Genomic DNA, 21540 nt, shown 5'->3' with positions numbered 1-21540 from the left:
CGGGGTTGGTTTGATAACGATGCCAGCGAACCCGCTGATATTGACGCCAAGTTTTTGCCAGACGGCGGTCTGGCAATGAGGATGTGATGGCTACCCCCCTTGATAAAATACAGATCCGCTCCCTGTCGGTCTTTGCCGGCATGGATGATGCGGGTTTTGATCAGTTTCTTGGTCTGGCTACTCGGCGCGCTGTTCCGAAAGGAGCCGCCGTCTTCAATCAAGGTGACGATGCAAGCCACTTTTTTGTGTTGTTGCATGGACGGTTGAAAGTCATGCAAGTTACTGCCGATGGGCAGCAGATTATTGTGCGGGTCGTCAATCCCGGAGAACTTTTCGGCTTCGCGGTAGCGTTGGGGCGCAAAGACTATCCCGGTACGCCTCTGGCCGCGGTCGATAGTTCCGTCCTTGCCTGGCCGATGGAAATGATGACTGATTTCATGGCGCGCAGCCCCGCACTCGCTGTGAATACGATGCAGATGATCGGGCGCAGACTGGATGCCGCGCACAATCGCATCAGAGAGATATCAACGCAAGAAGTCGAACCGCGCGTGGCACATGCAGTGCTGAGACTTGTTCGCGAAGCTGGGGTAAAAGAAAGTGGCGGTGTGCGTATCGATTTTCCGGTTTCGCGACAGGATATCGCTGAACTGACCGGAACAACTTTGCACACGGTTTCGCGTATTATCAGCCAGTGGCAGACTAAGGGCTGGGTGGAAGGTGGCAGACAATCGTTGCTCGTTCGCGACCTCCGGCATCTGAAATCGATTGCCGAAGGCGAGAGCTAGAGTTCTTCCGATAGAAGTAAGAACGGTCTCGATCTAGTTTGCAGCCGCCGACCGCTGACGGCTGATCCATGCAGCCCCGATGTTCCCATGCAAGAACCCGTTGGAGAGCGGGACGCCCGGATAGACAGTTCTCAAGCGCGCAATGCCGTCGTCAGGGCTGATAGATCGGTTTAGCACCTCGTCATGGATATGGGCTACTTCCACCATGTCGCAGTCCTGCGGTGACAGTCTAAAACGCCTGATCCCTGCTTCTTGCAGCTCAGGCAGGTCCTCAATCAGTGACTGACAGGTATGAGAGAGCGTCTGCACACCGTTCAGTGCCAGAAATGGTTGGCTATCCAGGGTCTTGACTGGCAGTCCGTCGGGCTCTTCACCGCAAACAAATTGGCAGTTGTCCTTTATGTGGCCCTTGGATCGCGCATGCGCACAACGAGCTGAAATGGCGAGCGGCACTCGTCCGAACGTGAATACTTCAAACGCAATCTCAGGCGCGGCTTTGACGATCTCCCGGATTGAACTGATTGGTAACTCTGGCGGCAGGCAGATAGACTGTGCACCACGGGCCGCAAGAACCTTGGCAGTCGCAGCATTATAAACATTGACCAGTGGACCGACTATATGCGGCACACCGGACAACAGCCCCAGTGCCGACAGATCGTTTGCTTCCACCGGTAGTGTCGCCTCCTTGATCGTGTGACGAACCTGTTTTGCTTCCCGTTCAAGCATGACAAGCGCCAGCGAACCGACGTTCACCGTTTTTCCTGCGCGTTGCAGCCGCTCGATCACAGCATCCATATAAGGTGTCAGGAAATGGAACCGTTTGGAGCAGACGATTTCACCGACGGTGACGCGGTCGATCGGGGCTTCATCGGCGATACGAAAATAAAAATCCCGCCATTTTGGGCCGTCCCACAGGAAGAGAACGGGACCAAGGCTGAGGCTGGGTGCTGACATATCTATCTCCAGCGTTTGTCGTAAGCGCCCGAAGTCGTTTGCTGGCCTTCGCTCAGCAGACGGAGGCGGGACAGAAGGGCGGCGCGGCTTTCGGGACTTGCTGCGAGTGTCTGACGAAGTGTGGAGACGACTTCACCAACATAAGCCTTGCCACGCTGGCGCCCTTCAATCTTGAGCGCCGAGACGCCTGCCGCCCGCAACTCATCGATATGATTCATGACATCGAGCGAAACCGGATCTTCAAATGCATAACCTTGATCGTCTGCGATATTGAAGCGGCCTTTGCAGAGTGTCGGATAGCCGGTGGGTTCGCCCAAAGGAAAACGGTTGATCGTGTAATCACCGAGCTCGGAGACGAGTTCCTCTCCGTCTTGCCGGTAGCGGACGTGGCTGGCCGGTGAGCAAACACCGTTCATGTTGGGCGATCTGCCAGTGGCGTAGGACGACAGAGAGCATCGTCCTTCTGCCATCACACATAGTCCACCGAATACGAATACTTCCATTTCGCAGCCGATCTTGCGGCCGAGTTTCGCAATATCAGCGATGGTCAGTACGCGTGGTAACACGACACGCTTAGCCTTGAATGCATTGACGAGAAACTGAATCGCGTCTGCGTTGGAAGCTGAGGCCTGTACGGATACGTGGAGCCGCTGTGTCGGATGCTTCTCGGCAGTATAGGCCATGAGCCCGAAATCGGCGAGAATGACTGCGTCTGCACCAAGGGAGGACGCATCGTCTACGGCTTGATACCAAATGTGCTCATCGCCTGCGCGCATGAACGTATTGATGGCAACGAAAACCTGTGTTTTGCGGGCATGGGCGAACTGGATTGCATCGCGCAGTTCGTCACGGCTGAAGTTAAGGCCGGGAAAGTTGCGTGCATTCGTTTCGTCGCGAAAGCCGCAATAGACCGCATCCGCTCCAGCACCCACTGCTTCACGCAAGGCCGATGGCGTTCCTGCAGGACAAATCAGTTCCATCCGGTAGCTTCCTTGCCGAGGGCCTTGCTGCGTACGTAGTTTGCAATGCCGCGGACCATCGGGGCAAACGGTCCGGCACTTGTGCCGAGGTCGGATGGAAGGTCTATATTGCAGTCATCCAGCGCATTGCGAAGCGCCAGCATGGCCTCCATGTCGCCCGTGACGGTAATATCCCTGGAGAAGAACAGCGCATCTCCATCAAGCTTACCTTCGAGAAGCGCGAGCAGCATAACCAGTGGCCCTTCGATGCCTGCATCGACTTCCGTCGCTTCGTCGTCGCGCACGATTGTGATGCGCGGCTTATCCGGCTCAATCACAAAAGCGAATGGTATGTCGGACGGGCGAAAACGGAACCGCTTCTTCGCATAGTCTCCGAGACGCTCGAAGAGGCCCGGATGCGCGCGCATTACTTGAAAGAAAATGCGCGAGACAAAAGGGGCGATCAGAAAAGGCGGAACAAGCCGGGCTGGAACAGCCACAGCCGGAGGTATCTTCATCATCATTCAGCTCCGGTGAGCTTTACAAGGTGAGTTCAGAACTAGGCGATTCAATACAATGACAGTTTGATTCAGATCAAAGACGGCGAAAGAATTCGATATTCAAAACTAGGGGCATGAAAACGGCTCGCTCTCTTCCGTCACATTACGACTGCCTGCAAAGCTTTTTGTCGGAGCTTGAACGGCGCAACGATCTCATTCGGATCAAACGTCCGGTCTCGCTCGTCCAGGAAATAACAGAAATCCACAAGCGTGTGCTCGAAGTGGATGGTCCGGCATTACTCTTCGAACAACCGGTCGATGCAGACGGTCATCAACATTCAATTCCACTCGTGGCCAATCTTTTTGGTTCCGCGCGACGTATTGCATTGGGACTTGGTCGTGCCGTCGAGGAAATTCCCGATCTTGCGGAGATGCTTGCGGAACTGCGTGCACCAAAGCCGCCCCGTTCAGCGGGGGAAATATGGAGCAAGCTGCCTTTGGCAAAGGCAGCATTGAATATGCGTCCTCGGCAGGTCCGACGCGCATCGGTGCAGGCGACGATATTGGAAGGCGAAGCAGTCAACCTCGATCTACTGCCGATCCAGTGGTGTTGGCCGGGAGAGCCCGCGCCGCTTGTTACCTGGCCGCTGGTTATCACGCGGGCGCCAGACGATCCATCCGACGTAAATGTCGGAATTTACCGGATGCAGAAGCTTGGCCGGGATAAGTTGATCATGCGCTGGCTCGCCCATCGCGGCGGTGCGCGTCATCATCGCATGTGGCAAAAGCGAGGCGAGGATATGCCTGTTGCTGTTGCTATCGGGGCCGATCCGGCGACAATCCTTGCAGCCGTTATGCCCTTGCCTGAAGGGATGAGCGAACTGGCCTTCTCGGGCCTGCTTGCTGGACGCAGGCCTTCCGTCGTTGATGCGCACACTGTGCCGCTCTCCGTGCCCGCTAACGCTGAAATCATTCTGGAAGGGCGAGTTTCTGCATCAGAGACAGCGCCAGAGGGTCCGTATGGTGATCACACGGGCTATTACAATAGTGTCGAGGAATTTCCGGTCATGCAGGTGGCAGCGATGACCATGCAGAAAAACCCGGTCTATCTTTCGACCTATACTGGTCGCCCGCCGGATGAACCCTCAAGACTTGGCGAAGTGATGAACGAGCTGTTCGTGCCAATTGTACGAAAGCAGTTCCCGGAAATCGCCGATCTGTGGCTGCCTCCAGCGGCCTGTTCCTATCGGGCAATAGTCGTTTCGCTTGACAAACGCTATCCCGGTCAAGCGCGGCGGGTGATGATGGGGCTTTGGTCGATGCTGCCACAGTTCAGTTACACGAAGCTCATAATCGCCGTCGATCCCGACATAAATGTTCGCAACTGGGATGACGTCATGTGGGCACTTGCCACACGCTTCGATGCCAGTCGCGATGTCATCACGCTTACCGACACACCAGTGGATTATCTCGATTTCGCATCGCCGCGCTCAGGTCTGGGCGGGAAGCTCGGACTTGATGCGACCAACAAAATCGGTACGGAAACTGACCGGGAATGGGGTGCGGTGCTGAAGATGAGCGACGATGTAATCGCCCGCGTGGATGCAATGTGGGGCGAGCTTGGGTTGATTAAGGAAAGCATGCGATGAAACGGGTTGTTGTTGGCATTTCCGGCGCATCGGGCGCTCTCATCCCGCTCAAACTGCTGGAACAACTTTCCACTTTAAACGATGTCGAGAGCCACCTGGTCGTATCGGACGCAGCGCAGCAAACATTGCGCCATGAGCTGGGTCCTGACGGCTATGCGCTTCTGCACAGGCTGGCGCACAGAAGTTATTCCGTCAGCGATATAGGTGCACTGATTGCAAGCGGATCAGTCGCAACGGCCGGTATGATCGTTGCGCCGTGCTCCATGCGGACGCTCGCGGCGATCGCAACGGGGCACAGCGACAGTCTGTTAACCCGCGCTGCGGACGTTCATTTGAAGGAGCGGCGCAGGCTGGTCCTGATCGCGCGGGAAACGCCGCTGCATCTGGTCCACCTGCGCAACATGTGCACGGTGACAGAAATGGGCGCGATTGTGATGCCGCCGGTTCCGGCCTTTTACTTCAAACCCCAATCGGTCGATGAAGTAGCCGATCAGATCGCGGCGCGAGCCATTGATCTGATCGGTATTGGCGAAAAGCAATCGGAAAGCTGGGCGGGAGTACCCGGCAATCGATAGCAGTAGTTACGGCATTATGTGAAAGGTTCGGTTGGGCCTTTCGCGGGCTGGGTGAACCATTTTGGTCCGGTCGCCGTCATATGGATATGGTCTTCCAGACGAATACCGAACTGGCCCGGGACCACGATCATCGGTTCGTTGGAAAAGCACATGCCTTCAGCGAGCGGGAGCGAATTGCCGCGAACGATGTATGGGGCCTCATGAATTTCCAGACCAAGGCCGTGACCGGCTCGATGCGGAAGGCCGGGTAGCGCATAATCCGGTCCCAATCCATGCTTCACGAGCGTAGCGCGTGCCGCATCGTCAAGGGTTGAACAAGCCGCACCAAGCTTTGCTGCATCAAAAACGGCTTGCTGTGCTTCGCGTTCAATTGCCCATATGCGCGAAAACTCTGCGCTTGGCTCGTCCAGCATGTAGGTGCGCGTGAGGTCGGAGTGATAGCCATCGATACGGCATCCGGTGTCCACAAGGATAACGTCACCGGGCTGATAGAACTGTTCGCCATCTGCGCCATGTGGCAACGAAGTCGCCGTTCCGAACGAGACGATGCAGAATGTCGAGCCACCTGCGGCGCCGAGGGCACGGTGCTGTTCATCGATAAAGCGCACCACTTCGCTTGCGGCAATGCCGGGCTTGATCAGCGCATGCGCCCGGCGATGAACTTCAAGCGTCAGATCCATCGCGTGCTGAATAATAGCGATTTCATTGGTTGACTTGCAGATGCGCTGTTCACGGATCAGTTCGCCACCGTCAAGCAAGCGCTCCGGCGAGATTTCCTGTTTAAGGGCATTATAGACGAACAGCGGTACGGCATCGTCCACGGCAAGTGTAGCACTTGCCGGAATGAGTGATGCTATCAGCGCTGCGCTACTTTCTTCTTCCTGCCAAACACGGATTTCTCCTGGCAGATGCGGCAGGCTTTCTACGCGGCTCTGTTCAAAACCGGGAACGATATAAATGACTTCCGACGGTGTGACGAGGGCACCCAGAAAACGTTCGCTGATGTGCCAGACAAGCCCGGTATAATAACGCAAACTTGCCGTTGGCCCGAGCAGAAGGCCGCCAATCCCGCGCTCTCTCAACTTGCCTTGCAACAATGCCAGTCGTTCCAGGCGCTCTTCCTGTTCGATCCGCGGAGGAGATGACGGTGAAGTCATAATGCATACCTTTGTGATTTTGTTTGTGCGCAAGCCTGTGTCTGAAAGCAGCTCGCTTGTCGCCAGATATATCACGGCTTGCGCCGTCTGAAAGTAATCTCTCTGCTCTTGTGTTCAAAAATGCAGGACTGCATGGCCGATCGGCGAAACACGATGTCGAGTTCGTTTTTCAGCATTTATTGCGACAGATGCGAGACCATTCCCGCAACAGCATGAGAGAGGTAAGCGATCACAAATTGATGATTACCGGACTAAACGTCCTATGGTACATTGCAGGCTTGAATGTGAAACATTAAGTGACATCACACTGTAGTAATAATGTTTTGATATAATTCGCGCAGTTTCAAAATGAGTTCAGCGTTTGTGAGGTTTCATGTCCGAGATATGGCAGTGGGTTTCCGCTTTCGGTTTTTCGATTGTCATCATCGTCGCTGCGTTGGTCTATCTCAACATGTCCAACCGTGAAACGCCTGGCGACATGTTCAATCTTTTCACAAAGGTCGGTGCTGTCGCAGTGGCATTCCTTGCTGCCTTCGCGAGCCTCGCCGCCGCAGCTATTATTGATTGATCCAACCGCTTATATTTTCAGCGAAGACACTGCCGCTTCGCTTTTATGTACGTAGTCATTGGCATCCTGTTGTCGCTGAAATAGCAGGATAAAAAGCAAATCGGTCAGAACCAGTTGTGCATCGCGTGCGGTGATCGATGATGAGCGAACGCGTTCTTCGTCTGCGACTGTGTACAGACGAATGTCGGCGATCTTATTGAGCAGGTTCTCGTTGAGGCCTGTGACGGCAATCACAGTCGCTCCCCATTTTTTAGCCTGTTCAGCAATGCGAAGGGTTTCAATGCTCGTTCCTGAATAGGAAAGGGCAAACAGAACGTCACCCTCGTGCAATGTGGAAACATTGGCCATCTGGATGTGACTATCGCTGTCGTGCATCACATTGCGACCGAGCTTCATCAGCTTGTAAGAAAAATCGCGTGCGACGAGTGACGATGCGCCAACGCCGGCGAGGTGGATACGCCGGGCGCTGATCAGGGCTTGCAAAGCGCCGTCGATACCTTGTTCATTGTTGGCGGAAATCGTTTGCTGCATGGATTGCAGTTTACTGCCGATAAGCTTCTGCAGAACCGTGATATAGCTGTCCCCGGTCTCAATGCTGCCATGGACCATGCCTGCCGGAACCTGCCATTCCTTGGCGCGCGCCTCACTGACGGCGAGTTTAAGTTCCTGATAGCCGTCAAACCCGAACTTCTGACTGAACTTGACGACACTGGATTGACTCCGACCGGTTGCGACCGCGAGCGCGGAAGAGGAAAGCTTCAATACCTGTTCTGGATGATCGACGATGAACTGGCCGATCCTTCGGTCTGCAACAGTCAATTCGTTCAGTTTGGCGTTGATCTTTTGCAGGATCGACATGCGCGATTATTCCCAATTCCGGCACCGGAGGGCTCGATATTCGGTCGCCTTGCCTCATAGGACAACCGAAATTGATTTGGAATATAAAATTCCAATCTTTTAAAATTTACGGAATGAGCTAACAATCCGCAAGAGAGGAGTTGGTGGAGAGACATGGAACGATTGCGAATTGTCGGTGGACGACCATTGCAGGGAGCGGTCAATATCTCCGGTGCAAAAAACGCCGCGCTGCCTCAGATCGCGGCTTCCTTGTTAAGCCCTCACCCTGTTGAACTTACCAACCTCCCAGCGGTGAGTGATGTCGAAAACATGCTCAATGTCGTGCAGTCACATGGAGTACAGGTCTCCCGCGCGCCGCACTCGACGACAATAACCGCCACAGATGTTGTCGGAGGAGAAACTCCTTATGACACTGTAAGACGAATGCGTGCGACGGTTCTGGTGCTGGCACCCTTGTTGGCGAGACTGGGCAAGGTTCGTGTTTCCTTGCCGGGCGGGTGTGCCATCGGTGCGCGTCCCGTGGATATGCACTTGAAAGCGCTCGCAACACTTGGCGCAGATGTTTCCATTGATCGCGGCTGGATCGTGGCTTCGACTGATAACGGCCTGATCGGAAGCCGGATTGTTTTGCCAGCGCCTTCTGTTGGCGCGACGGCGACGGCGATGATGGCGGCAACTTCCGCTCGTGGCGAAACGGAAATATTGAACGCGGCTCGTGAGCCGGAAATTGGCGACCTCGCCGCATGTCTCGGGGGCATGGGTGCGCAGATTGAAGGAGCGGGTACGCATCGCATTCTGATCCAGGGCGATACATCTTGGCGGACTGCCCGCCACCACGGCATACCGGATCGTATCGAGGCCGGAACTTACGCTGTTGCTGCCGCCATTACAGGCGGCACGCTCGAACTCACGCATGCCCGTCTTGAACATCTCGCGTCTGTTGTGCAGGTGCTTGAAACGATGGGCGTCAGCGTTTGGCCAAGCGATCGCGGTCTGGTTGTTTCGCGCAACGGCTCCTTGCGTGGCGCAGATCTGACGACCGAACCCTATCCGGGTTTCCCGACGGATTTGCAGGCCCAGTTCATGGCGCTGACGGCTTGTGCCGAAGGAGCATCGCTCATTCGCGAAACAGTGTTCGAAAGCCGGTTCATGCATGTGCCGGAACTGATGCGGCTTGGCGTCGACATCAAACTGCAGGGAACAACTGCGCTGGTACGCGGCGGACGCCCGCTGCATGGCGCACAGGTTATGGCAACGGATTTGCGGGCGTCCGTGTCACTTGTTCTTGCAGCACTCGTGGCCGACGGAGAAACTGTCGTTAATCGCATCTATCATCTGGATCGTGGATATGAACAGCTTGACCGCAAACTGAAGCTTTGCGGTGCAGATATAGAACGGCTGTCAGAATGACGTCGGACAGGGTTGGGAAAGATCAGTTCTATCTTGGTGTGGATGGCGGCGGTACGGGCTGTCGAGCCCGGCTGGAAAATGAGACCGGCAATGTGCTGGGACAAGGATTGTCTGGCCCGGCAACTACACGGCTCGGGATAGACAAGGCGTGGGAATCCATCGCACGTGCGTTTGACGCAGCAATCAGCGAGGCGGGCCTGGTTGCTGAAGAGTTGGCCAGAACACATGCAGGCGTTGGGCTGGCGGGCATAGGCAGGCAAGGTGCGCTCGAAGCACTTCAGGCTATACAGCATCCCTTTTCGAGTATTCATTTCATGAGTGACGGCAAAGGCGCATGTCTCGGTGCACATTCGGGTAGTGATGGGGCTATCGTTATTGCCGGGACCGGCTCAATTGGTCTCGGCTTCGTGAATGGTATCGACATTCGCGTCGGAGGCTACGGCTTTCCAATTTCCGACGAGGGTAGTGGTGCTTTTCTGGGGCTGTCAGCGATTCAACAGGCCCTTCAGGCTTATGATGATCGGATCGAGCGTACGCCGCTTCTCTACGAGGTTATGGAGCGCTTTAATCAGACCCCGATGGACGCTGTGGCGTGGATGGACCGCGCAACCGCTACAGAATATGCGTCTCTGGCGCCTATGGTCATGCGTCATGCGGACCAGGGAGATGCAGCGGCACGCCGTATCGTTCAGGCGGCTGCGGGCCACATAGATACTATCGTACGCGCGCTTTTCGAAAAGGGGGCGCCGCGCGTGACCTTGCTTGGCGGGCTTGCTACCCCACTTGAACCGTGGTTGGCGCCAGACGTCCGCAGACGGTTGAAACCTGCCGACGGTGATGCGGTTTCCGGTGCGATCATTCTTGCGCGAAACATGGCTTCTGCAAATAAGGAATAATTTATTCCTTATTTTGATTGACTGATGGAATTTATAATCCTAACATTTATTAACCATAAGGCGGCGCGTTTTGAACGCTGCTCGATAAGCAGGCAGAGGCATGACGGAACAGGCGTTGTTATCTGAACTGGATAGGCTGGTTTCTGAAGAGCGAAACCCACGCACGATGGATATCGATCTCTTGTCGAGCCTTGCTATCGTATGCCGCATCAACGACGAGGATCATCTGGTTCCCGCTGCTGTTGAGCAAGTGCTGCCTCAGGTCGCCCAGGCCGTCGATAAGATCGTCGACGCATTTCGGGTTGGCGGCCGGCTGATTTATTTGGGCGCAGGAACAAGCGGACGTCTTGGCGTTCTCGATGCATCGGAATGTCCTCCGACTTTCAGCGTACCGGAAGGCATGGTGATCGGGCTGATTGCAGGCGGCGTGGATGCTTTGCAACATGCGATCGAAGGGGCAGAAGATGATCCGTCGCTCGGGGAATCTGATCTGCGCAACATAGGTCTGACTTCGCACGATGTTGTCGTGGGAATCGCCGTTAGCGGGCGAACGCCCTATGTAATAGGCGGTCTCGCCTACGCAGCATCTATCGGCGCGACGACCGTGGCGCTCTCCTGCAATCCCGATTCGACCATTGCGACCATGGCTGAAATCGCGATATCGCCGGTTGTCGGGCCTGAAATACTGACGGGCTCGACGCGGCTCAAATCCGGTACGGCGCAGAAGCTCGTTCTTAATATGCTGACGACGGCGAGTATGATCCGAATAGGGAAAACATACGAGAATCTCATGGTGGACGTCAGTGCCACCAACAATAAGCTTGTCGCGCGGGCATCGCGAATTGTCATGCAGGCAACCGGTTGCGGGGCGGGGGAGGCAAAACGCGTTCTCGCTTTGACAGATAATGAGGTCAAGCTTGCAATCCTCATCACGATCACCGGAATGCCAGTGGATGAGGCAAGAAAGGCATTAAAGAATGCTGGGGGATTTCTTAGACAGGCAATAAATGCCAATAAAGCGTGAGCCGAAGCGGGGAAGCAGTCGGACATTAGCATTGCAGTCATTTGCGAGGGAAGAAAATGGGAGCGAGTTTCAAGAAAAGCCTTATTGCAGGCGCGGCCGCAATAGCGTTGAGCATTGGAAGCTTTGGTGGAATGGGTATTTCGACGGCTTTTGCCGCGACGCTCCGAATGGCCTGGTCGCAGGATGCCACTGGTCTCGATCCGCATAAGCAGCCAGCATTTTCATCGATTCGTCTGCTCGAGCTCATCTATGAGCCGCTCGTCCGTCTTGGTTCCGACCTGCAGATTGCGCCTGCCATTGCCACAAGCTGGGAATTTTCCGAAGGCGGAAAGGTTCTCACATTCAAGCTCGACAAGAATGCGAAATTTCAGAACGGTCAGCCGGTAACGCCAGCCGATGTGAAGGCCTCCTTCGAGCGCATTCTGGATGAAAAGACAGGCGCCGTCGCGCGTGCGAATTTCGGTTCCATTTCTGCTATTGAAACGCCGGATGCTGAAACGGTCGTCTTCAAACTCTCCCAGCCTGACGTTCCGCTATTGGCTGCAATCGCCAGCATCAATGCGGCGGTCGTTCCAGAAAGCGAGATCAAGGCTGGAACTATAGGTACGAAAACTGTTGGGTCGGGTCCATTCATCCTTGAGCGCTGGGAACCGAATTCCAAGGAAGTGCTGAAAGCCAATCCCGACTGGGCGGGCGGTAAAATAGCGATCGACGGGATCAATATCAGTGTCCTGCCGGACGAAACAGCAATTCTTGCGGCGCTTCGCGCCAAGCAGATCGACTTTGCGCTCCTCAACGACCCGCTGGTCGCAACGATGGTGCCAAACGAAAGCGCTCTGGAACTGGTGCGCACTCCGGCTCTTGCTTATCATGTCCTGCAGTTGAACCCGTCGCGCAAGCCGATGACGGAACTGGCCGTGCGTCAGGCAATCTCCTGCGCTGTTGATCGTCAAGATGTGCTCGATACAGCCTTGCTCGGTGAAGGCAAGGTAACGGGCCCGCTGACAATGCCCGCCTATGCGAGCGATCCAAACACGCTCTTCTGCTACAAGCGCGATGTCGAAAAAGCGAAGAAGCTGATGGCGGATGCCGGTTATGCGGATGGTTTTTCGGCAACTATCATTGCTGCAAATGGAGAACCTGCAACCGCTGCGGCTGAAGCTCAGGTTCTCCAGTCGCAACTCGCCGAAATCGGCATCAAGCTCGATATCCGCATGATGGAACTCAACGTCTATGTCGATACGTGGTTGAAGGGCGACTTCGACATGGCGGTGGCGCTTAACGGTGGTTCGGCTGATCCCTATACAATGTATGGCCGTTACTGGACAAAGGCAGGTAACCTGCAGAAAGTCGCACAGTATATTGACGATACGCTTGACGATCTGATGCAAAAGGGAAGAGCCGAAACTGATCCTGAAAAACGCAAGCTTATCTTCTCTGACTTCGAAAAGCACATAACAGAAGTTTCTCCGTGGATATGGCTTTATACGGCCAATAATTACGTCGCCCACCAGAAGAACGTTACCGGTTTTGAGCCTCGCGCTACCGGTTCGCTGTTCGGCGTAACCAAGCTGCAGATTGGGCAGTGATGTCATGAAATCCGCCACGTCTTCAATATGGAGGCGTGGCTTTCCAGTGCCTTCCTTGACGGCAGGCCGTGAGTAATCTGACATGAATTATCTGACACGTCGGCTGCTGACATTTCCCCTGGTTATGCTGGGGGTGTCGATCCTTGTCTTCGTCGCGATCCGTATGGTTCCAGGTGATTCCATTACGGCTATGCTTGGAACGGAAGCAGGGCTGCTGACGCCGGAACAGCGGCAGTCTCTGGCGCAATATTTTGGTATCGACCAAAGCTGGACCACACAGTACTGGCGTTGGCTCGGTGACGTAGTGCAAGGTAATCTGGGTGTCTCGGTCACATTCGGGAAGCCAGTTCTGACAGTTATTCTGGAACGCTTCCCGCTGACACTGCAGCTGGCATTGATGTCGATGATTATTGCCTTGCTCATCGGCCTCCCGGCTGGGGTTTATGCAGCAACGCGCAACGAAAAAATGTCCGATCTCGTGGTTCGCATTTTTGCAATGATCGGGCAGTCGACTCCGAGCTTCGTTCTTGGTCTCCTCTTCATTTATATTCTTTCGGCAGGGTTCGGTGTGTTGCCGACTATGGGCGAATTCACGCCACTATGGGTAAATCCGTGGCAGAATTTTCTACAGATGATTTTGCCCGCCATAACGCTCGGCTGTGCATTTGCGGCGTCGGTCACACGCATATCGCGTTCGGCTATGCTGGATGTTCTCAGTGATGATTATGTTCGCACTGCCCGCAGCAAGGGTGCCTCGGCCCGCTCTGTCATCTGGCGACACGCATTGCCGAACGCACTCATCCCTGTGGTGACGCTGAGTGGTGTAGAATTCGGTTACCTTCTGGGCGGAGCTGTGCTGGTCGAGCAGATCTATGCTCTGCCGGGGCTCGGACGCATGGTGCTGGATGCCATATTGCAGCGCGACTATGCGCTGGTACAGGGTAGTATTCTCTTCATCGCGTTCAACTTCATGATCGTCAATCTGCTTGTTGATCTTCTTTACGTTGCGCTCGATCCGCGCATTCGTCTGGGGGAAAACTAATGCAGATATTGCGTTCCGTTTTTGCTCATCCGAGTGGCCGTATCGGCGGGCTCATCGTATTGATCTATCTGATCGTCGCGTTTCTGGGGTATTTCGGTTTTACGCCGCATGACCCGTTGATGCAGTACCGGATAGACAGGCTGCGTCCTCCAAGTACTGCCCACTGGATGGGAACTGACCTGTTCGGTCGTGACGTCATGAGCCGCCTGATGGCAGGCATCGCGCAATCCTTCATCGTTGGCTTTTCTGCGGTCGGAATTGCCGCCATCGCGGGCACCGTTCTGGGATTGACTGCGGCATGGTTTGGGCGCTGGTGGGATGGAACTGTCATGCGCGTCATGGACGTGCTTCTGGCATTTCCGGCAATCTTGCTTGCGCTTCTGATCATTGCCGTTGTCGGACCGGGAACAGGAACAAGTATCGCCGCCATCGCCATCGTCTACACCCCGATTTTTACGCGGGTTGTGCGTGGTCCGGCCTTGTCGATCAAAACACGTGAATTTGTTGATGCAGCGCGTACGTTCCACAGTAGCAACCGTTACATCCTTTCGCGCCATCTGCTGCTTAATCTGATCGCGCCTTTGACCGTCCAGATCACCTTGGCGCTTGCCTGGTCGCTGCTGACTGAAGCAGGCTTGAGCTTCCTCGGTCTCGGCACGCAGCCGCCGGCTTCGTCGCTTGGTCTCATGCTGGCAGATGCGCGCAATCTCATGGAAACCGCGCCATGGCTGCTGGCATTTCCGGGGCTGGCGATCATGATCGGTATACTTGGCTTCAACCTTCTGGGTGATGCTCTACGCGACATTCTCGATCCCAGAATGCGGAGGGTAGCGGCATGAACAAGCTTCTGTCCGTCTCAAACCTTCGTGTCGGTTTCGGGCGCAATCCTGAAGCCAATGAGATTGTGCGCGGTGTGAGTTTCGATCTCGCCGCCGGGGAAACGCTGGCGATTGTCGGGGAAAGCGGTTCCGGTAAATCTGTAACGGCCTTGTCGATCAATCGTCTTGTGGACTTTGGCGGCGGGCACATTATCGATGGAACGATCGAGTTGAATCGCGCGAACGGTACCACCATCGATCTTGCGACTGCGAATGAAGCTGAGGTGACGAAAGTCCGTGGCGCGGAAATCGGCATGATTTTTCAGGAGCCCATGACGTCACTCAATCCAGTGCTCACTATCGGGACACAGATTGAGGAATCGTTTCGTCTTCACCGCGGACTTACCGGCAAGCAGGCAGCTTCCGCTGCCAAGGACGTACTTGATCGCGTACGCATTCCAGATGCTGCACGGCGTCTCAAATACTGCCCGAACCAGCTTTCCGGCGGTATGCTGCAACGGGTGATGATTGCAACGGCGCTTGCCTGCAATCCGCGCCTCATGATCGCCGATGAGCCGACCACAGCGCTCGATGTTACGGTACAGGCACAGATCATGGCACTTCTGGCAGAGCTGAAGCGCGAAACCGGCATGGCGATGATCTTTATCACTCATGACATTGGTCTGGTCGCAGGTATGGCCGACAAGATCATGGTCATGCAACACGGCGAGGCAGTGGAGCAAGGTGAACTGAATGTCGTTCTCGATCAGCCTCAGCATCCTTACACGCAGCATCTCCTGAAGGCTGTGCCACATTTTGAAAGCGGCAAGGCGGTACGAACGGATAACGTACGAGCGGCCAAACCCGGAACGAACCCAATTCTGGCTGTGGAAGGGCTCACAGTCCGGTTCCCAGTCAAGGGCGGCATTCTTGGCCGCAGACTTGGTGCAGTTCATGCCGTGGAGAGTGTCGATTTCGATCTTGTTCCGGGCGAAACACTGGCGGTCGTAGGGGAGAGTGGTTCGGGTAAGTCGACGACTGCGCGGGCGATTCTCGGGCTCGTCAAAGCGTCACACGGCAAGCTTGAAGTCGGTGTAACAGATACCGCCGACACTCGAAATTCATCTTCTGTGCAGATGGTTTTTCAAAATCCCTATGCATCGCTTAATCCTCGTCTGCGTATCGATAGCATTCTTGCTGAGCCGGTCATAGCTGCTGGCGGGCGCGACGGGCCGGAAACACGACAGAAGATGCTGCAGTTGCTTGACCGGGTGGGGCTGCCTGCAAACAGTCTGGAACGCTATCCGCACGAGTTTTCCGGCGGGCAGCGCCAGCGGCTTTGTATTGCCCGCGCCTTGATGCTGAATCCTTCAGTGGTGGTACTCGACGAAGCCGTCTCAGCTCTCGACGTATCCGTACAGGCGAAAGTGCTGGAGCTGTTGATCGATCTCCAGAAGGAACGTGGTCTCGCCTATCTGTTCGTGTCGCATGATATGGCGGTAGTGGAGCGTATCGCGCACCGCATCGCCGTCGTTTATGCTGGGCAGATCGTGGAAATTGGCGATGCCGCTTCCATCCTGTCTGCACCAAAACACTCCTATACGAAGCGGCTGATCTCTGCCGTTCCAAGTATTGATCGGCGCAACGAGCATTTTACCCTCGATACGCGACAAGTGCCTTCACTCGTACGCCCGCTGGGATATGAGCCGGCACCGGCAAACTGGCAGACATATGGTCATGATCACATGGCCCGGACCGAGGCATAACTATCATGGCAGAACCGAATGTCCGCCACTCCGTCGATACTGCTTTTACGGCTCGCTTTGAAAAAGCTTTCAGCCTTCTGACAGGTGCGTGCGACTCAGACCGTATTCCGGGAGGGGTGCTTGGAATGGTCGATCTCTCCGGCAACCGGGCTGTCCGGGCGACTGGCTATGCGCAGATCATTCCGGCCCGGCGCGCGATGACAACCGATACGTGGTTCGATCTCGCCTCGCTGACCAAAGTGATTTTCACGACACCTCGCATCCTTACGCTGGCCGAGGAAGGTGTCATTGACCTCGATGCACCATTGATCACGTTGCTTCCGGATCTTCGGCAATATGATAATGATGCCTGGGAGCGCAAAGTCACCTTTCGTGAATGTCTCGGCCACCAGACGCCATTTCCGTCGGTCGAACCGATCTATACATATGGACGGGATCCGGAATTGTTGCGCGCATTCGTATTGCAACGCGAATGGAGAGAATCCGCGCTGGTTTATTCAGACATCAATTTCATTCTGCTCGGTTTTGCGATGGAAAGATTTTACGGCAAGACCATTCGCGAGATGGACCCCGGCGAAGGCTTTGCCTTTTCCGCGGAGCCGGAGATTAGTGCCGCTACCGAAGATTGCACCTGGCGCAATCGTGTGCTCTGCGGTGAGGTGCACGACGACAATTGTTCAGCGTTGCAGGGTGCGGCGCATGCGGGTCTGTTCGGTACGGCTGCGTCCATACTTGATTTTGCGCTTGGCTTGCTTGACGGCACGGGTGCATCGCAAAACGTTATCGAACACATGCGCCGACCACTATCTGCCACCCGCACGCATGGCTGGGAACGACCTTATGACGGTTGGTCGGGGGGCAGTTTCAATTCGAAGGATACAATCGGGCATACCGGTTTCACGGGAACCGGCTTGTGGATTGATTTTGAAGCGGGCAGGGCATGGACCTTGCTCACCAATCGTATTCATCCGACACGTCACTTTGACAGCGGTATTCTGGCGCTGCGTCAGGGTGTCGGCGACGCAATTTCATTGGGATAGGAGACGTCTATGCAGCCAATATGGGCCGTTGGCCTGATGACCGGTACCGTTCTTGATGGAAACATCGATGTTGCCCTGTTGAAAACTGATGGCGAAACCATTGCGGAATTCGGCGCTTACGCGTTGAAACCTTATCCGCGTTGGATTCGTGATCTTCTCGAACAGGCGCAGGCCGAGGCTCGCGTCTGGAATTTTGAAGGTGCGGAACCTGCGATTTTTGCTGAGGCAGAGGAAGCGCTGACACGCGCTCAGTCTGCGGCTGTGCGCGAACTGGTTGAGGAAAGCGGGCTGTCGATGGCGGATATCGGCGTTGTCGGTTTCCACGGGCAGACGGTTTTGCATCGTGCACCGCAGGCAGGCAGGTTTGGTGATACGAGGCAGCTTGGCGATGGAAGGCTTATGAGCGAACTGCTCGCTACTAAAGTGGCTTATGATTTCCGGACGGCAGATATTCGGGCTGGCGGGCAGGGTGCTCCGCTTGCGGCCGTCTATCATGCTGCCTTGCTGCGCAGTGCTGATGCGAGTGGCAATACTGCGATTCTCAATCTCGGTGGTGTCGGTAACATAACCTGGTGGGATGGTGATGATGCGCTTGTGGCATTCGATACCGGTCCAGCCAATGCGCCTATCAATGACTTTATGAAAAAGCAGGGATTGGGCGAAATGGACCGCGACGGGGTACTGGCAGCAAAAGGTAAGGTAGACGAAGACCGGCTCGCCGAACTGCTCAAGCACCCCTATTTGACTGCTCCGTATCCCAAGTCGTTGGATCGCTTCGACTTTACCGAGACGATGGCCGACGGCCTGAACGAGGAAGATGGCGCGGCGACATTGACCGCGTTCACAACTTCAGCGGTTGGGAAGGCTCTGGACATTCTGCCGCGTCGGCCGAAACGGCTTGCAGTCAGTGGCGGTGGCCGTCGCAATCCAACCATGATGCATATGCTGGTCGAGCGCGCCAAGGTGGAACTCGTGCCTGTCGAAACGCTTGGCTGGCGAGGCGATGCTGTAGAAGCTGAATGTTTTGCTTTCCTCGCAGTGCGAGCCTTGCGCAGTTTGCCTATCAGTTTTCCGAGCACAACCGGCGTTCCTGAGCCGATGACCGGCGGAAAACTAGTCGGTTGATGCGACAATAACTACCCAATTTCTCCAAAGGGCAGCGTCAAACACGTTGTCCTTTTTGTTTTTGACAGCACGAATTGAGCCTGATTGACCTAGTGCTCAGCTGATACGGCATATTAAAAGCGTTACTATCCAATAAAAACGATCTAACATTAGGGTAATTCACTAACTGCGGTCGTTTGAAGTTACGTTGCGGCAAGCTTGACGCCGATATTCCATTTTTATTGCATAAGAACATGAAAAAATACAAGACTCATGCGATCTTCACGTTGATTTAGGCAATTCTCTTTATTGTTCTAATTTATCATGGGGAAATGCAATGAAACTAATTCGAGTCCTTGCCTGTCTGCTCTTGCCTTTCGTCTGGCTATCCGGGGCCGCTGCTGAACCGCTGGCCAAACCGACGGGTAAGCCGATCCTGGTCATATCCGGCAATATTTCGAATACAAATGTTGGCGATACAGCGCAATTTGATCGGGATATGCTGGAGGCCCTGGGTTTGGTGACCGTAGAAACGGCAAATCCATGGTATGATGGTCGTGTGCGTTTTGACGGCGTGTCGATGGACAAGCTTATGACGCTTGTCGGCGCCAAGGGAACGAAAGTGACTGCGGTAGCGTTGAACGATTATGTTAGCTCGTTACCGATGGAAGACTTCAAGAAGTTCAATGTTATTCTTGCCATGAAACGAGATGGCAATTACATGCCGGTTCGCGATAAAGGACCATTGTTTATTATTTACCCGTATGACAGCGACCCACAGCTCCAAAGCCAGACCTATTACACACGTTCTGCGTGGCAGGTTGCCAAGCTGATAGTTGAATAGAGGCAAAGTGTGAGACGAATTCTAGGCGTCATTATCTGTTGTTTCGTGGTGGCAACGGCCTATATCGCCTATGTCATTGCCGAACGACAGACAGCGCTTCAGAAATTCTCCCGTTATAATGATTCCTGGGCTGTTGGTCAGACAGTATCGGAATATATGCGGCTTGAGCATGTTCTGGCTGGATACGTCCTGGATATGAACGAAGAAACGCGCGACGAAGTGCGGCTTCGCCTCGATATTATGCTCGGGCGACTGGAACTGTTGCAGCAAGGCAATCTGCGCTCCTTCATTCAAAACGATCAGCGACGACGCGATCTCTTTTTGAAGTTAAGCGACGTTCTTCAGGCACTTGACGTCCAGCTGGATAAACTTGATGCAGACGAGGTCAAAACCCATCTGCAATTAATGAGTGCGCTTGATGGTCCGATGACAGCGCTTGCGTCATCTGCAGTTGAGTATGATGTCGGACTTATCGATGCTGCCCAGGCAGAAGTTCGCCAGTTGCATCTCATCTACACCGGATTGGCGGCGGGCCTCATTCTCTGCGGCGTCGTGCTCGTTATTCTTCTGCTGCGTCACAACAAGCTTCTTGATCGGGCGCATGGCAGCATGCAACGCCTGACAAGCGATCTTCGGCAAGCGACAGGTGAACTGCAGTCGCAGAATTTTCGACTGGAGCACGATGCACATCACGATGCGCTGACCGGATTGCCCAATCGTGTCCTGTTCCGGCAGGATTTGGAGAAAAGGCTTGAAGCCGCACAGACGGGAAGCCAGTCGGCCATTATTCTTCTTCTGGATCTCGATGGGTTCAAGGACGTAAACGATACGCTTGGGCATGATGTTGGCGACGCACTGTTGCAGGCAGTTGCACGACGTCTTACCAAACTCGGCGAACGAGGTGACATGGTGTGTCGCTTGGGCGGGGACGAGTTTGCCGTGCTTTCCACGGGATTACGGGAAGAGGAAGCACTGGAACTTGCGGATCGCCTGATGGACGTGATCAGCCAGCCTTATCATGTCGGCGAGCTGGAAATCAAAATCGGAACCTGTGACGGTGTCGCAATCTCCGAGGGTGAACCCGACACGGAGGAACTTTTCAAACATGCCGATTTGGCGCTTTATGAGGCAAAGGCTCTCGGGCCTGGTCATGCGAGCGTATTCAAATCGCAGATGCAGACGCGTTTGCGGGAGAAGAAGTCATTTGAGGCCGATCTTCAGAAGGCACTGGAGAATGGTGAAATGGAAGTTTACTATCAGCCGCAAGCCTGCACCATAACGCGTGAGATATGCGGTTATGAGGCTTTGCTCCGTTGGACTCACCCTATCCGGGGGGCAGTTTCACCGGTAGAGTTTATTCCCGTGGCCGAGAAGATTGGCTTTATTCACGCGCTAGGGGATTGGGTGCTCAAGACGGCCTGTCTTGAAGCTGCTCATTGGAATAAGCCGCTCAAGATCGCAGTCAACCTCTCTCCTGTTCAGTTTCGCAGCCTGAACCTCATTCAAAGCGTTATCGATGCCCTGGAGCAAAGCGGCCTCGAAGCGAATCGGTTGGAGCTCGAGATCACAGAATCAGTTCTGCTGGACAAAAATGAGCAGACCTTGAGCACTCTACGCCAGCTAAAAGCATTGGGTATCCAGATCGCGATGGACGATTTCGGAACAGGCTATTCCTCGCTTGGCAGTCTCAGCGGGTTCCCCTTCGACAAGATCAAGATTGATCGATCTTTCGTACGCGATGTGACAACGCGACCGGACGCACTGGCGATTGTCGAACTCGTAACTGGGGTCGGGCGCAGCCTCAGAATGGTAACAATTGCAGAAGGCATTGAAACTGAGGAGCAGTTCGAGTGCCTGAAGCGGTTGGGATGCGATCAAGTTCAGGGTTACCTCATAGGTAGGCCGATGCCGGCTTCAAAACTCAAACATCTTCATGGTCGGAGTGGGCAGGACGTCAAGGCGGTCGGTCATGCATCAAATCGCTGACGATATAGCGGTGTGA

The 21540-nt window shown here is 54.8% G+C and carries 20 protein-coding genes; 15 read left to right on the top strand and 5 right to left on the bottom strand.

The features are described from left to right. Positions 1 to 86: 86 nt before the first annotated feature. On the top strand, positions 87 to 785 hold the full coding sequence (locus tag ABDF71_RS16940) for a Crp/Fnr family transcriptional regulator (RefSeq protein ID WP_258125163.1): 699 nt from the start codon (positions 87 to 89) through the stop codon (positions 783 to 785). A gap of 33 nt (positions 786 to 818) precedes the next feature. Here the strand turns inward: ABDF71_RS16940 and ABDF71_RS16935 are convergent, their stop codons facing one another. The 3 genes from ABDF71_RS16935 to ubiT are packed head-to-tail and all read right to left on the bottom strand — an operon-like array spanning position 819 to position 3219. Beyond that, positions 819 to 1739, bottom strand: a complete 921-nt coding sequence (locus ABDF71_RS16935) for a U32 family peptidase (RefSeq protein ID WP_029929921.1) — start codon at positions 1737 to 1739, stop codon at positions 819 to 821. A gap of 2 nt (positions 1740 to 1741) precedes the next feature. Then, positions 1742 to 2719: a ubiquinone anaerobic biosynthesis protein UbiU gene (ubiU, locus tag ABDF71_RS16930; protein WP_029929923.1), complete on the bottom strand. Its 978-nt coding sequence runs from the start codon at positions 2717 to 2719 to the stop codon at positions 1742 to 1744. Continuing rightward, the gene (ubiT, locus tag ABDF71_RS16925) at positions 2710 to 3219 is read right to left on the bottom strand and encodes a ubiquinone anaerobic biosynthesis accessory factor UbiT (protein ID WP_258125164.1); all 510 of its coding nucleotides are present in this window, start codon (positions 3217 to 3219) and stop codon (positions 2710 to 2712) included. Before ubiT ends, ubiU begins: the two co-directional genes overlap by 10 nt. A gap of 113 nt (positions 3220 to 3332) precedes the next feature. On the opposite strand from ubiT, the gene ABDF71_RS16920 reads away from it, so the two are divergent. Further along, positions 3333 to 4847 carry a UbiD family decarboxylase gene (locus tag ABDF71_RS16920; RefSeq protein ID WP_258125165.1) on the top strand — a complete coding sequence of 505 codons (1515 nt, stop codon included), beginning with the start codon at positions 3333 to 3335 and terminating at the stop codon, positions 4845 to 4847. Further along, on the top strand, positions 4844 to 5422 hold the full coding sequence (locus ABDF71_RS16915; RefSeq protein WP_029929930.1) for a UbiX family flavin prenyltransferase: 579 nt from the start codon (positions 4844 to 4846) through the stop codon (positions 5420 to 5422). Before ABDF71_RS16920 ends, ABDF71_RS16915 begins: the two co-directional genes overlap by 4 nt. A 14-nt stretch (positions 5423 to 5436) precedes the next feature. On the opposite strand, the gene ABDF71_RS16910 is transcribed toward ABDF71_RS16915, so the two are convergent. Continuing rightward, positions 5437 to 6579 (bottom strand): M24 family metallopeptidase, encoded by a 1143-nt coding sequence (locus ABDF71_RS16910; RefSeq protein WP_258125166.1) that lies wholly within the window; start codon positions 6577 to 6579, stop codon positions 5437 to 5439. A 373-nt stretch (positions 6580 to 6952) separates the two neighbouring features. Here ABDF71_RS16910 and ABDF71_RS16905 point away from each other — a divergent pair, with 373 nt between their 5' ends. After that, positions 6953 to 7147 carry a hypothetical protein gene (locus tag ABDF71_RS16905; RefSeq protein WP_010661753.1) on the top strand — a complete coding sequence of 65 codons (195 nt, stop codon included), beginning with the start codon at positions 6953 to 6955 and terminating at the stop codon, positions 7145 to 7147. A gap of 9 nt (positions 7148 to 7156) precedes the next feature. Here ABDF71_RS16905 and ABDF71_RS16900 read toward each other — a convergent pair whose 3' ends face one another. Beyond that, a complete protein-coding gene (locus ABDF71_RS16900; RefSeq protein WP_036589189.1) occupies positions 7157 to 8005 on the bottom strand; it encodes a MurR/RpiR family transcriptional regulator in 849 nt (282 codons plus the stop codon). 153 nt (positions 8006 to 8158) lie between these two features. On the opposite strand from ABDF71_RS16900, the gene murA reads away from it, so the two are divergent. From murA to ABDF71_RS16845, 11 genes are all read left to right on the top strand, one after another. After that, positions 8159 to 9415 carry a UDP-N-acetylglucosamine 1-carboxyvinyltransferase gene (gene murA / locus ABDF71_RS16895; RefSeq protein ID WP_029929934.1) on the top strand — a complete coding sequence of 419 codons (1257 nt, stop codon included), beginning with the start codon at positions 8159 to 8161 and terminating at the stop codon, positions 9413 to 9415. Further along, positions 9412 to 10311, top strand: a complete 900-nt coding sequence (locus ABDF71_RS16890; protein ID WP_036589183.1) for a glucosamine kinase nucleotide-binding domain-containing protein — start codon at positions 9412 to 9414, stop codon at positions 10309 to 10311. The genes murA and ABDF71_RS16890 overlap by 4 nt, the downstream gene beginning before the upstream one ends. Positions 10312 to 10411: 100 nt before the next feature. Next, on the top strand, positions 10412 to 11335 hold the full coding sequence (gene murQ / locus ABDF71_RS16885) for an N-acetylmuramic acid 6-phosphate etherase (protein ID WP_029929939.1): 924 nt from the start codon (positions 10412 to 10414) through the stop codon (positions 11333 to 11335). Between the two features lie 56 nt (positions 11336 to 11391). After that, positions 11392 to 12924, top strand: a complete 1533-nt coding sequence (locus tag ABDF71_RS16880) for an ABC transporter substrate-binding protein (protein WP_258125167.1) — start codon at positions 11392 to 11394, stop codon at positions 12922 to 12924. Positions 12925 to 13006: 82 nt separating this feature from the next. Continuing rightward, positions 13007 to 13966 carry an ABC transporter permease gene (locus ABDF71_RS16875; protein WP_012092570.1) on the top strand — a complete coding sequence of 320 codons (960 nt, stop codon included), beginning with the start codon at positions 13007 to 13009 and terminating at the stop codon, positions 13964 to 13966. Further along, positions 13966 to 14805: an ABC transporter permease gene (locus ABDF71_RS16870; RefSeq protein WP_029929943.1), complete on the top strand. Its 840-nt coding sequence runs from the start codon at positions 13966 to 13968 to the stop codon at positions 14803 to 14805. Before ABDF71_RS16875 ends, ABDF71_RS16870 begins: the two co-directional genes overlap by 1 nt. Further along, positions 14802 to 16550, top strand: a complete 1749-nt coding sequence (locus tag ABDF71_RS16865) for an ABC transporter ATP-binding protein (protein WP_258125168.1) — start codon at positions 14802 to 14804, stop codon at positions 16548 to 16550. The genes ABDF71_RS16870 and ABDF71_RS16865 overlap by 4 nt, the downstream gene beginning before the upstream one ends. A gap of 5 nt (positions 16551 to 16555) precedes the next feature. Next, positions 16556 to 17590, top strand: coding sequence for a serine hydrolase domain-containing protein (locus tag ABDF71_RS16860; protein ID WP_258125169.1), 1035 nt, complete (start codon positions 16556 to 16558; stop codon positions 17588 to 17590). Positions 17591 to 17599: 9 nt separating this feature from the next. Next, the gene (locus ABDF71_RS16855; RefSeq protein WP_036589174.1) at positions 17600 to 18715 is read left to right on the top strand and encodes an anhydro-N-acetylmuramic acid kinase; all 1116 of its coding nucleotides are present in this window, start codon (positions 17600 to 17602) and stop codon (positions 18713 to 18715) included. A 316-nt stretch (positions 18716 to 19031) separates the two neighbouring features. Then, on the top strand, positions 19032 to 19538 hold the full coding sequence (locus ABDF71_RS16850) for a putative pterin-binding protein (protein WP_010661764.1): 507 nt from the start codon (positions 19032 to 19034) through the stop codon (positions 19536 to 19538). Between the two features lie 9 nt (positions 19539 to 19547). Further along, on the top strand, positions 19548 to 21524 hold the full coding sequence (locus ABDF71_RS16845) for a putative bifunctional diguanylate cyclase/phosphodiesterase (protein ID WP_500061692.1): 1977 nt from the start codon (positions 19548 to 19550) through the stop codon (positions 21522 to 21524). Positions 21525 to 21540 lie beyond the last annotated feature (16 nt).

The organism is Ochrobactrum sp. WV_118_8 (genome assembly GCF_039631535.1).
GTDB classification, from domain to species: domain Bacteria; phylum Pseudomonadota; class Alphaproteobacteria; order Rhizobiales; family Rhizobiaceae; genus Brucella; species Brucella anthropi.
The sequence above is the reverse complement of the archived record's forward strand: the minus strand, read 5'-3'. Positions and strand labels throughout refer to the sequence as shown.